This is a genomic window from Rhodoferax sp. (assembly GCF_014859475.1).
Taxonomy (GTDB): Bacteria; Pseudomonadota; Gammaproteobacteria; order Burkholderiales; family Burkholderiaceae_C; genus Rhodoferax.
Genome location: NZ_JACUUE010000070.1, coordinates 1 through 12,249, shown reverse-complemented (window position 1 = coordinate 12,249; position 12,249 = coordinate 1). Strand labels below are relative to the sequence as shown.

Sequence of the window (12,249 nt, the reverse complement as noted above, 5' to 3'; positions counted from 1 at the left end):
TCCTCAACCTGGGCTCGAACCAGGGACCTACGGATTAACAGTCCGGCGCTCTACCAACTGAGCTATTGAGGAACAAGCCCCAGATTATAGGGTGTTTTTTTTGCCGTTTTGGCTGGCATCGGCAAAATTTATGTGCCTGCTGTCGATGGTGCTCGACTCGTCCGCATCAAGGCAAGCAGCATGCCGGGCCACTCGGTGATAATTTGACGTTAACCAACAGCGTCTCCAGCCATGCCTCGAACCAATCTTCAACTCTTCGACCTCAGCGGCAAGACAGCCGTGATCACGGGCGGCTCGCGCGGGCTGGGGCTGCAAATGGCGCACGCGCTGGGCGAGGCGGGCGCGCGCATTATGTTGTGCGCGCGCAAGGCCGACGAGCTCGAGGCGGCCTGCGCCGATTTGCAGGACGGCGGCATTGATGCGCGCTGGGTGGCGGCCGATTGCGCGGCGGAGGCCGACCTGCAGAAGCTGGTGTCCGAAACCCTGCAGCGCATGGGCGATATAGATATTTTGGTCAACAACGCCGGTGCCAGCTGGGGTGCCCTGGCGCAAGACCATCCGGTGGCTGCGTGGGACAAGGTGATGAACCTGAACGTGCGCGGCTACTTTTTACTGAGCCAGCTGGTGGGCAGGCAGAGCATGATCGGGCGTGGCGGGCGCATCATCAATGTGGCCTCAATTGCCGGGCTGGGCGGCAACCCGCACGGCATGGGCACGCTGGCCTACAACACCAGCAAGGGCGCGGTCATCAACTTTACCCGCGCGCTGGCCTGCGAGTGGGGGCAATATGGCATCAATGTCAACGCCATTTGCCCGGGTATTTTCCCCAGCAAGATGACAGCCGGCACCATTGCCGCGCTGGGCGCTGACAATCTGGCAGCAAGCGCGCCGCTGCAGCGCCTGGGCGATGACGAAGACCTGAAGGGCGTCACCCTGCTGTTTGCCAGCGCGGCGGGCAAGCACATCACCGGCCAGTGGCTGGCGGTGGACGGCGGTGTCAGCGCGGTTATTGGAGGCTGAAACATGGATTTTGGTGTCGCGATTCCGTTTGTGGATCATCTTGGCTTTGCGCTCACGCTGTTTGAGGACGGGCGCTCCGAGCTGGTCTATGAACCGCGCCCTGAGCACTTGAACTCTTTTGCGGTGACGCACGGCGGCGCGCTCATGACGCTGCTCGATGTGACCATGGCGTTGGCCGCGCGCAGCGTGCAAAAGGAGATGGGCGCGGTCACCATCGAGATGAAAACCAGCTTCATGCAGCCCGCGCGCGGCCCGCTTACCGCGCGCGGTCACCTGATGCACCGTACCGCCACCATGGCTTTCACCGAAGGCACGGTGTTCGACGCGCAGGGCAAGGCCTGCGCCCACGCCACCGGCACCTTCAAGTTTGTGCGCAGACTGGTCACTGGCCCCAAGAGCGCAAATGCGCTGCAAGCCATTGCAACCGATTGATTTTTACCTGGAGGCAGCATGTCTGATCTCATTCTTCACCATTACCCGATGTCGCCGTTCTCGGAAAAAGTCCGCGCCGTGCTGGGTTTTAAAAACCTGGCATGGCGCTCGGTGCTCCTTCCTGCCGTGATGCCCAAGCCCGACTTGCTGGCGCTCACCGGCGGCTACCGCAAAACGCCGGTGCTGCAAATAGGTGCCGACATTTACTGCGACACCGCGCTGATCTGCGAAGTGCTGGAGCACCTGCAACACAGCCCGACGCTGTACCCCGATGGCAGCAAAGGCCTGGCCCGCATTCTGGCGCAGTGGGCCGACAGCACGCTGTTTTGGGCGGCCATGGGCTACAACATGCAAAAACCGGGCATGGCCGAGCTTTTTGCCGGCGTGCCCCCAGAGGCGGTCAAGGCCTTTGCCGCCGACCGCTCGGCCATGGCGCAGGGTTTGAGCCGGCCGCGTCCGCTGGATGCCACCAGCGCTTACAAATCTTATTTGCGACGCCTGGCCGACATGCTCGACTGGCATGAATTTTTGCTGGGTGATGCGCCCACCATTGCCGACTTTGCCGCCTACCATCCGCTCTGGTTCACCCGCACCCAGGTGCCCGCCATGGCCGGTATTTTGCAGGCCAAGCCGCAGGTGCTGGCGTGGATGGACCGAGTGGCGGCTTTGGGCCATGGCCAGATGAGCCGCATGAGCGCGACCGATGCCATTGCGGTCTGCGCGGGCGCGGGTGCCGCGTGGCGCCAGGACAATGCGTATTTTCAGGACGACCACGGCATTGCGCTGGGCAGCCGGGTCAGCATCAGCGCCGAGAGTTTTGGCACTGAAGCCACGGTGGGTGAGCTGGTGGCCGCCACCCGCACGCGTTACACGCTGCGCCGCGTTGATGCGCGCGCAGGTGTGGTTCGGGTGCACTTTCCGCGCGTTGGTTACGTGCTTAAACCGGAGCTGACAGCATGACATTCAAACTCTGGTCAGTGGGCTCATCCAGGTCGAAATCGCGTAAGCCGCGCACACCGGTGTGGCGCCTGATGTCGTTTGAAGACCTGCGCGTGGGTGAGTTGTACGAGGTGTTGCGCCTGCGCAGCGAGGTGTTTGTGGTGGAGCAGCATTGCATCTACCAGGACATCGACGGTGCCGACCGCCAAGCCATGCACCTGCTGGGCGTGCAGGATCAGGAATTGAAAGCCTATGCGCGTTGCTTTGCTGCGGGCGTCAAGTTCCCGGAGGCCAGCATTGGCCGGGTGCTGACGCGCCAAAGCGCGCGCGGCACGGGCTTGGGGCATGTGCTGATGGACCAGGCGGTGGCCGCCATCAGCCAGGTCTGGGGGCCGCAGGCCATTCGCATTGGCGCGCAGGCGCATCTGGCCGGGTTTTATGCCCGGCATGGTTTTGTGGATGCGGGCAAGCCTTACATGGAAGACGGTATTGCGCACCTGGAAATGCTGCGCCAGGCCTGAGCTTGTTGCCGCGGATCCGTCCCGTGTGTTTTTGTCAGGGCTGGCCGGTCGCCTATGGCACACTTGCCACCTTGTATTTTTTTCAGCCAGCCATGCGCTGGCTTTTCATTGATCCATGCAAAAAATCATCGGCCAAATAGCGCAAGAAATCAGCGTGCAGGCGCGTCAGGTGGCCGCTGCTGTGGAATTGCTCGACGGTGGTGCCACCGTGCCCTTTATTGCCCGCTACCGCAAAGAGGTGACCGGCGGCCTCGACGACATCCAGCTGCGTGAACTCGAAGCGCGCCTGGGCTACCTGCGCGAGCTGCGTGACCGCCTGCAAACGGTCATCAAGGCGATTGACGAGCAGGGCAAACTGACGCCTGCGCTGCTGGCAGCGCTGCACGCCGCCAGCACCAAGCAGCAACTCGAAGACCTGTACCTGCCGTTCAAGCTCAAGCGCCGCACCAAAGGCCAGCTCGCGCGCGAAGCCGGGCTGGAGCCGCTGGCCGATGCGTTGTTCGCCAACCCGGCCCTGGTGCCGGCCGACGAGGCGCTGGCCTATGTCATTGCGATGCGCCCGGTAGTCGAGGGCGAAGACAAACAGCCTGATTTTTCTACCGTGCCCGCCGTGCTTGACGGCGTGCGCGATTTGCTCAGCGAGCGCTGGGCCGAAACCCCGGCGCTGGTGCAGGACCTGCGCGAGTGGCTCTGGCATGAGGGCTTGCTGCAAAGCAAGTTGATGGCTGGCAAGAGCGAAAACGACCCCGATGTGGCCAAGTTTCGCGATTATTTTGACTATGACGAGCCCATCAGCCGGGTGCCATCGCACCGGGCACTGGCGGTGTTTCGTGGCCGCAGCCTGGACATTCTGGAGGCCAAGCTGGTGCTGCCAGAGCCCGAGCTGCCCACGACCGCCGCCGCCCCCAAAACCCGGCAAGCGCCCGTTGTGTCGCTGGCCGAAGCGCGCATTGCCCTCAAACTGGGCTGGCGCCACCAGGCCCGCCCAGCGGACGACCTGATCCGCAAATGCGTGGCCTGGACCTGGCGCGTCAAGCTCAGCTTGTCCACCGAGCGCGACCTGTTTGCCCGCCTGCGCGAAGACGCCGAACGCGTGGCGATCAAGGTGTTTGCCGACAACCTGCGCGACCTGTTGCTGGCCGCGCCGGCTGGAGCGCGCGTGGTGCTGGGGCTGGACCCCGGCATTCGCACCGGCGTCAAGGTGGCGGTGGTCGATGCCACCGGCAAGCTGGTTGACACCAGCACGGTCTATCCGCATGAGCCGCGCAAGGATTGGGACGGTACGCTCCACACACTGGCCCAACTGTGTGAAAAGCACGGTGTCAACCTGATCGCCATTGGCAACGGCACGGCCAGCCGCGAGACCGATAAACTGGCGGCCGACCTGATCAAGCTCATGGCCAAATCCTCCGGGCGGGCGATGGAAAAAGTGGTGGTCAGCGAAGCCGGGGCCTCGGTGTACTCTGCCAGCGAATTTGCTTCCCAGGAAATGCCCGATGTCGATGTGAGCCTGCGCGGTGCCGCCAGCATAGCCAGGCGTGTGCAAGACCCGCTGGCCGAACTCGTCAAGATCGACCCCAAAAGCATCGGTGTCGGCCAGTACCAGCATGACGTGAACCAGAGCGATCTGGTCAAAACACTTGATGCGGTGGTGGAAGACTGTGTGAATTCGGTGGGTGTTGACCTCAACATGGCCAGCGTGCCGCTGCTCAGCCGGGTGTCGGGCCTGAGCCCTGGCGTGGCCAAGGCGGTGGTGCGCTGGCGTGAGGCCAACGGGGCGTTTGCCAGCCGCCAGCAGTTGCTCAAGGTGACCGGCCTGGGGCCCAAGGCGTTCGAGCAAAGCGCCGGCTTTTTGCGCATTCGCGGCGGTGCGAATCCGCTTGACATGACCGGCGTGCATCCCGAAACCTACCCGGTGGTGGAGCAGATCATTGCCCAAACCGGCAAGCCCGTGGCCGAGCTCATGGGCCGCGCCGACATGCTCAAAACGCTGCGCCCCGAGCTCTTTGCCAACGACAAATTTGGTGTCATCACGGTGCGTGACATTCTGGGCGAGTTGGAAAAGCCCGGCCGTGACCCGCGCCCCGATTTCAAGGTGGCCCGTTTCAACGACGGCGTGGAAGACATTCGCGACCTGAAAGAGGGCATGGTTTTGGAGGGCACGGTGAGCAACGTGGCCGCTTTTGGCGCTTTTATTGACCTCGGCGTGCACCAGGACGGGCTGGTGCATGTGAGCCAGCTCAGCCACAAGTTTGTCACTGATGCGCGTGAGGTGGTCAAGACCGGCGACATTGTCAAGGTGCAGGTGGTTGAGGTGGACGTGGCGCGCAAGCGCATTGCGCTGACCATGAAGCTGGGTGCCGCCCCGGCGCGCAGCGGGAGCCCGGGTGACAACCGCTTCCCGGCCGCCAGGCCGCAGCAGCGCGCGTATGCGCCACAATCCACAGCCATGTCTTCTGCGTTTGCCAAACTCAAAAACCTGGGGTCTTAGCCGCTATGCAACTGACGGACCTGCTGCACCATCCTCAACCGCTGCCCAGCAGCCCGCGGGTGCTGGCGCTGCTGTTGACCGAGCTCAAGCAGGTGCAGCCTGACTTGCGCCGCATCGACCAGTTCATCAAGACCGATCCGGTGCTCAGTCTGCGTGTGCTGCAGGCTGCCAATGTGCCCGCTTTCGGATTGGGTGGGCAGGTCAACTGCATCTCGCAAGCGCTGGCGCTGTTGCGCCTGGAGCAGGTGCAAGACCTGGTCAGCCAGGCCCTTGCACATGCTCCCTTGAAGGGCGATGCGGTTTTGCCACTGATGCAGTTCTGGGTCTATAGCCAGGACTGCGCACGGGTGGCGCGCGCCTTGGCGGGCCTGTTGCAGCAAAACCAGCAAGCCGCTTATATGGCCGGACTGATCCATGCGCTGGGGGAGCTGGTCATGCGGTCAAGCCTGCCGCAGGTGTCGGCACTCGATGACAACTGTGCACCGCTGGAGTTAAGGCGCGCCCTTGCCGAACGCCAGTTGCTTGGTTTTTGTTACACCGAGCTCAGTTCGGCCATGGCTTGCCAGGCCCACTTGCCACAAATTTTGTGCGACGCGCTGGCCTATGCCCATGCGCCCTTCGACAACGATGCCTATGAGCCTCTGGCGGCGGTGCTGCACCTGGCCCAGTGGCGCGCCCGCGCCAACCAGTTGGGCTTGAAGGACAACGCGCTGACGGTTACTTTCCCGTCGCTGGTGGCTGAAGTGCTGGGGCTCGACATCGACATGGTGTTGCAGCAAGACCCCATCGATTGGTCGTGCCAGGTGGCGGGCAGCGTGCTGGTGGCTGCCCAAACGTGACCGAACGAGATGCGGGCGCTTGGCACACCGATCGGTCCGTATCCACCTGAGGTGGCGTCGCATTTTTCACCGATCCGTGGCTTGGTCCCGGCGCTGCTGGGGGTGTTGCTTGGCAATGCCTTGCAGTTGCAACAGGCCGAGCTGATGCCGGCCGATGATTGCCTTCTTGGCATTGGCCTGGGTTTGTTGCTTCTGGCTTTTGGTTTGCGCGCGCATTGGCCCGTGCTGCGTTGGTGCCTGTTGGCGGCTGCATTGACGTTGCTGGCTTTTGCCAGCACTGGCTGGCGCGCCCAGGCCTTTGGCAGCCAGGCGCTTGCACCTGCGCTGGAGGGGCGCGACCTGGCCGTGACTGGCGTGGTGGCTGCCATGCCACAGCATTTCGAAGGCGGGGTGCGCTTTTGGCTCGACCTGGAATCTGCCAGTCTGGACGGGCAGCCGCTGCGCTTGCCACCGCGGCTTGCGCTGGGCTGGTATGCCGGTTCATGGGCCCGTGGCGACGCGCCCGCTGAATCCATGGCCGAGCTGCAACGCCAGCCCGCCGCCCTGCAAGCGGGCGAGCGCTGGCAAATGACGGTGCGCCTGAAAGCGCCGCACGGCACCATCAATCCGCACGGTTTTGACTACGAGCTGTGGCAATGGGTGCAGGGCATCCAGGCCACCGGCTATGTGCGTGTTGGCGCGCGGGATGCACCACCGGTTCGGCTCGGGTTCACCTGGCGGCACCCGGTGCAGTGGGCGCGCGGCCAGGTGCGCGACCAGATCCTGCTGCGACTGGCTGACTCCGAATCGGCCGGCCTGATCGCTGCGCTGGTGGTAGGCGACCAGGCAGCCATCGACCGCGCCGACTGGGACGTCTTCAGGGCCACCGGCGTGGCGCATCTGATGAGCATTTCGGGCTTGCACATCACCATGTTTGCCTGGGTGGCGGCGCTGGCGTTGGGCGGCTTGTGGCGGCGCTCGGCCTGGCTATGTTTGCGTTTGCCTGCACCCAGCGCCGCCTTGCTCGGCGGCATGGCGCTGGCCACGGCCTATGCCCTGTTCAGCGGCTGGGGCGTGCCCGCGCAGCGCACCATCCTGATGCTGGCCACCGTCGGCACCCTGCGCCTGCTTGGTGTGCGTTGGCCCTGGCCGCAGGTCTGGCTGCTGGCTTGCGCGGTGGTGGTGGCGGTGGACCCGTGGGCGCTGTTGCAGGCAGGTTTCTGGTTGAGCTTCGTGGCGGTGGGCGTGCTGTTTGCTACCGATGCCGGTGTTTCGCGCGCCGGCAGTTCGGGTCTCAAAAACCGATTCTGGGCCCTGATGCGCGAGCAGTGGATGATCACGCTGGCGCTCACGCCGCTGAGTTTGCTGCTGTTTGGCCAGGTCTCGCTGGTGGGGCTGCTGGCCAACGCGCTGGCCATTCCGTGGGTCACGCTGCTGGTGACACCACTGGCCATGCTGGGTGTGCTGCTGCACCCGCTGTGGGATTTGGCGGCTTTGGCCGTCGGTCTGCTGGCGCAGTTTCTGCATGCCCTGGCGCAATGGCCCTGGGCCAGCATAAGCCTGGCGCAGGCACCGTGGTGGGCCGGTGCGGCGGGTGTTTTGGGTGGTCTGCTGCTGGCGCTGCGCCTGCCCTGGCCGCTGCGCCTGGGCGGCGTGCCGCTGCTGCTGCCGGTGCTGTTCTGGCAGCTGCCAGCGGTCCCGGCGGGCGAATTTGAGCTACTGGCGGCTGACATTGGGCAAGGCAATGCCGTGCTGGTGCGCACTGCCAACCACGCCTTGCTGTATGACGCCGGCCCCCGGTACAGCCGCGAAAGCGACGCCGGGCACCGCGTGCTGGTGCCGCTGTTGCGTGCCTTGGGCGTGCAACTCGACACCCTGGTGCTGAGCCACCGCGACAGCGACCACACCGGCGGCGCCATCGCCGTGCTGCAGATGCAGCCGCAGGCCGCCTTGCTGAGCTCGATCGAAGATGAGCACGCGCTGCAGGCGCTGCGCCCGGCCACGCGCTGCGTGGCCGGCCAGCGCTGGCAGTGGGACGGGGTGGACTTCGAGGTGTTGCACCCGTTGGCCCACGACTACGGCAATGTGCGCAAGACCAACGCCATGAGCTGTGCCCTGCGCATTGGCAACGGCAGGCAGGCGGCGCTGCTGGTGGGCGACATCGAGCGCGCGCAAGAGGCGCTATTGCTGGCACGCAGTCAGGGCAGCGCGTCCGAGCCAGACCTTTTCGCAGGGAGTTTGCGGGCTGATGTGCTGCTGGTGCCGCACCACGGCAGCAAGTCCTCCAGCAGCGCGGCCTTTCTGGATGCAGTGCAACCGCGCCTGGCGTTGGTGCAGGCGGGCTACAGAAATCGCTTTGGCCACCCCGCGGGCCCTGTTTTGCTGCGCTACGCTGAGCGCAGCATCGGCGTGTTCGATACGCCTCATTGCGGTGCAGCAAGCTGGCAGTCCTGGCAAGCGGATGGGGTGCAATGCGCCCGCGAAGTGCAAAAACGCTATTGGCATCATGTGGTGCCGTGAGAGCTTGTAGCGTCACGGCGTTCGCAATGACAGAATCTGTTCGTGCAAAGCAGATCGGGCAAAACGATCAGTTTCGCCCGCACATGATGGGCCTGGATTGGCCCAACAACGCGTACTCACAAATCTCGGACATTGACATCGTGCGCGCGCCGGATGCCAAGGGCGCCCACATCAGCCGCGATTTTCCGGTGCCGGTACTGGTTTGACGGCCTGCGCCGCCAGGGCTTGCGCCACCGCCTGCCCGAGTTCGATCACGGCCATGGCGTAGTAGCTGCTCCAGTTGTAGCGGGTGATGGCGTAAAAGTTGTCGGTGCCCGCCACATAAACGGGCGGCGCGTCGCCCATTTGCAGCTCGATCAAGGCCAGCTTGCCGGTGTGTGCCAGCGCCTCGCCGCTAAGTACGGCACCCTTGGCCTGAAAACTCTCCACGCTGAAAGTGGGCAGGATGTCGGGGCCCATGAGCGCGTCCATGTCGAGCTTTTGCGCATCGAACGTCACCGGAAAATGGGTGGCCAGGCCGCTCTGCCAGCCGAAAGCCTTGAAGTAATTGGCAACCGAGCCGATCGCGTCAGTCGGGCTGTCAAACAGGTTAACGCTGCCGTCACCGTCGAAGTCAATCGCGTACTGGTGCCAGCTTGACGGCATGAACTGCGGCCAGCCCATGGCCCCGGCGTAGCTGCCCTTGATGCCAAGCGGGTCAAGCCCGCTGCGCTGCGTCCAGCTTAAAAACTGCGCCAGCTCGCTCATGAAATATGCGCTGCGCGTGGCCGCGCGCGGGTGGCTGGCCGGGAAGTCAAAGCTGAGCGTGGCAAGCGCATCGAGCACCCGGTAATTGCCCATCTGCTGACCGTAAATGGTTTCCACACCGAGCACGCCGACGATGATTTCAGCGGGCACGCCCGTGTCCAGTTCAGCGCGTTTGAGCGCGTCGCCATGGGTTTGCCAGAACGCAACACCGGCGCGGATGCGACGCGGCTCGACAAAGCGACTGCGGTAAAGCTGCCAGTTCTTGGCCACGCCAACGGCCGGCGGGGTCACGGCTTTGGCAATGGCGGCAACATATCGGGCCTGGCCCAGGGTCTGGCGCACCCAGACCGGGTCCAGGTCGCGGCGCAAGGCGATGTCATCGGCCGCTTGCATCGCGTCGAGTCGCTGGGCATAGCTTGGGCCGGGGATACCACTGGTGCTGACGGCGGTCTTGCCCGCTTTTTTGACGTGCGTGCCAGCCGAGGCGCTGACGGCCAGCGTGGCCGCCACCATGAAAACAAGCACGGCCAGCAGGGCGTGCCGCCGCGAATGGGCGCAAGGGGTCAATGTTTTCACTGAGGGTTTGGCAAGTGTTTGAGTTCGCTTTGCAGTGTAGCGAGCTGCCGTTTGAAACTGCTGGTGTGGCCAGCACCTGCCGGCGCATAACGCAGGGCCTCCAGCCTGATGAGCCAGTCGTGCCAGGCTTGCCGCGCCGGATCGGGCTGACGCGCCGCCTGCGCTGCATCGCCCTGCAGTTGCTGCGCCAGCTGGCGCGGCGTGCTGTTGGCGCCAAGCGCCATGCCCGTTGCCTTGAGCTTGCGCAGCGCCCGGTGCAGCAGGCGCAGCCAGGGGTCTTGCTGGTGGCGCTCCCAGGCGCTCCAGGCTGCACCCAGCAGGCTGGCCGTGACCACGATGGCGCACAACAGGTAAATCAGGTCTTGCCAGTCAGGCTCCTTGAAGCCGATGTTTTTGAGCAGGTCGAGTTGCCGGGTCTGGCTGTAATTGAGCACCCACTGATTCCAGCGGTTGTTGACCGCGTCCCAGGCGGCGCGCAAGTTCAGCGCCAGTGCCGGGTTCACGTTGCCAAAAATGGCATTGGCAATGAGGCCGCGCGGGGGCGTCAGGCGCGCCAGTGTGCCGGTGCGCGCCGGTGCCACGGCAGAGGTTGGGTCCACGCGCTGCCAGCCCTGGCCTGGCAGCCAGACTTCGGTCCAGGCGTGAGCATCGCTTTGGCGCACCGTCCAAAAATCTTCAAGCGCATTTTTTTCACCGCCCTGGTAGCCGGTGATGATGCGCGCGGGCACGTTCAAGGCACGCATCAAAATGACAAAGCTCGAGGCAATGTGTTCGCAAAAACCCAGTTTTCGGTCAAACCAGAATTCGTCGGCACTGTGCTGGCCATACACGCCCGGCTCCAGCGTGTAGCGGTAGCCGCCGCTGCGCAGGCGCGCCATGACCACGGCCACCCACTGCGCGTTATCGGCACCTGCGTAGCGCGCGTCACGCTGCAGCTCGGCGGCCAGCGCCAGGGTGCGCGGGTTATAGCCCTTGGGTAGGGTCAGGTATTCCTCCAGGCCGGGTGCGCGTGTGAGCGGCCCGTGCTGGAAGCTGGGGTAACTGACGGCATCAAAGCGCAGCAGCTCGGTTACCGGTTGGTCCAACACCCACTGCAGTTCGCGCGTCATGCGGGCAGTTTTTCCGGCCAGCACTGGTGCCTGCGGTGTGGCATCGAGCGCCAGCAACCAAGGCAGCTTGTTGGGCTCCAGTGTGACCTGGTAACGCACCGGCTCGCCGGCAACTTGCAGGTCGGCTGGCAGGCGCAGGCGATTGGGCAGGCCCGAGGGCCGTGCCTGCCAGCTGCGCCCGTCGAAGTGCGACAGCACCGGGCCGCGAAAATACAGCGCCGACTGTGCCGGTGCCGCGCCCTCAAAGCGCACCCGCATGGCCACACTGCCGTCGAGCGCCAGGCTGGCAATATTGCCCACCGTCATGCTGGTTGACAAGCCACTGCGACCGCTCATGGCGTCGCTGGGCAAGCCCCACAGCGGCGCCACTCTGGGAAACAGCACAAACAGCAGCACCATGATGGGTGCCCCCAGCAGCGCCATAGCGCCGGCCATGCGCGCCGCCTGCCACAGCGGCGGTTTGCCCACTGGCATGTGGGCGTTGACCAGGGCGGTGAGCAAACCCAGCAAGCCCACCAGCACGGCTGCGGCGCTGAGCAGCGACTGCGAATAGAAGAAATTGGTAAGCATCAAAAAGAAGCCCAGGAAAAACACCACAAAGGCATCGCGACGGGCGCGCAGCTCCAGGGTTTTGAGCGCCAGCAGCAGCACCACCAGCGTCACGCCGGCATCGCGTCCCAAAATGGTCTTGAAGCTGATCAGCGTGCCGACCAGACTCAGCAGCAGCAAGCCCAGCAACCACCAGCGGGACGGCAACGGCTGACTGCGCCACGCCAGCACGCCGCGCCAGACGATGAGCGCCGCACTCATCGCGCTGCACCACAGCGGCACTTGCAGGCTCAGCGGCGCCAGCACCCAGGCAATGACCGCGAGCACGAACAGCGTGTCGCGGGTGTCGCGCGGCAGGTGGCTCAAGGTGGGCAGCTTCATGGCGAGCAAACGGCATCAGGCGCGAGACCGCAAATGCGGCTTGAAACCGCCCCCGTCACTGCGAGCCAGCTGTATCTGGCCTGATACCGCGCACGGACCTTGAACAAGGAAGCCGTCACTGCGAGCCCCCCGTATCCGGCCCGATA

10 protein-coding genes and 1 tRNA gene are annotated in these 12,249 nt (G+C 64.4%); 8 read left to right on the top strand and 3 right to left on the bottom strand.

What is annotated here, in order from left to right; genetic code table 11:
• A tRNA-Asn gene (locus IBX54_RS08055) sits at positions 1–72 on the bottom strand.
• 159 nt (positions 73–231) lie between these two features.
• Between IBX54_RS08055 and IBX54_RS08050 the strand changes: the two genes are divergently transcribed.
• The 8 genes from IBX54_RS08050 to IBX54_RS08015 all read left to right on the top strand — a co-directional run bounded on the left by IBX54_RS08050 (position 232) and on the right by IBX54_RS08015 (position 8,947).
• The gene (locus IBX54_RS08050) at positions 232–1,020 is read left to right on the top strand and encodes an SDR family oxidoreductase (protein WP_296542146.1); all 789 of its coding nucleotides are present in this window, start codon (positions 232–234) and stop codon (positions 1,018–1,020) included.
• 3 nt (positions 1,021–1,023) lie between these two features.
• On the top strand, positions 1,024–1,452 hold the full coding sequence (locus IBX54_RS08045; RefSeq protein WP_296542145.1) for a PaaI family thioesterase: 429 nt from the start codon (positions 1,024–1,026) through the stop codon (positions 1,450–1,452).
• Positions 1,453–1,470: 18 nt separating this feature from the next.
• Positions 1,471–2,412: a glutathione S-transferase family protein gene (locus IBX54_RS08040; protein WP_296542144.1), complete on the top strand. Its 942-nt coding sequence runs from the start codon at positions 1,471–1,473 to the stop codon at positions 2,410–2,412.
• Positions 2,413–2,483: 71 nt separating this feature from the next.
• Positions 2,484–2,912 (top strand): GNAT family N-acetyltransferase, encoded by a 429-nt coding sequence (locus IBX54_RS08035; protein WP_296542149.1) that lies wholly within the window; start codon positions 2,484–2,486, stop codon positions 2,910–2,912.
• A 115-nt stretch (positions 2,913–3,027) separates the two neighbouring features.
• Entirely contained in the window at positions 3,028–5,403 is a 2,376-nt protein-coding gene (locus tag IBX54_RS08030; protein WP_296542143.1) for a Tex family protein, read from the top strand.
• Between the two features lie 5 nt (positions 5,404–5,408).
• Entirely contained in the window at positions 5,409–6,242 is an 834-nt protein-coding gene (locus IBX54_RS08025; RefSeq protein ID WP_296542142.1) for an HDOD domain-containing protein, read from the top strand.
• 144 nt (positions 6,243–6,386) lie between these two features.
• Positions 6,387–8,741 (top strand): DNA internalization-related competence protein ComEC/Rec2, encoded by a 2,355-nt coding sequence (locus tag IBX54_RS08020; RefSeq protein ID WP_296542148.1) that lies wholly within the window; start codon positions 6,387–6,389, stop codon positions 8,739–8,741.
• 26 nt (positions 8,742–8,767) lie between these two features.
• Entirely contained in the window at positions 8,768–8,947 is a 180-nt protein-coding gene (locus IBX54_RS08015; RefSeq protein ID WP_296542150.1) for a hypothetical protein, read from the top strand.
• Here the strand turns inward: IBX54_RS08015 and mltB are convergent.
• Both mltB and IBX54_RS08005 read right to left on the bottom strand, forming a co-directional pair.
• The gene (gene mltB, locus IBX54_RS08010) at positions 8,913–9,881 is read right to left on the bottom strand and encodes a lytic murein transglycosylase B (protein ID WP_296542147.1); all 969 of its coding nucleotides are present in this window, start codon (positions 9,879–9,881) and stop codon (positions 8,913–8,915) included. The genes IBX54_RS08015 and mltB overlap by 35 nt on opposite strands.
• A 179-nt stretch (positions 9,882–10,060) precedes the next feature.
• Entirely contained in the window at positions 10,061–12,103 is a 2,043-nt protein-coding gene (locus IBX54_RS08005; protein ID WP_296542141.1) for a DUF3488 and transglutaminase-like domain-containing protein, read from the bottom strand.
• Positions 12,104–12,249: the final 146 nt, after the last annotated feature.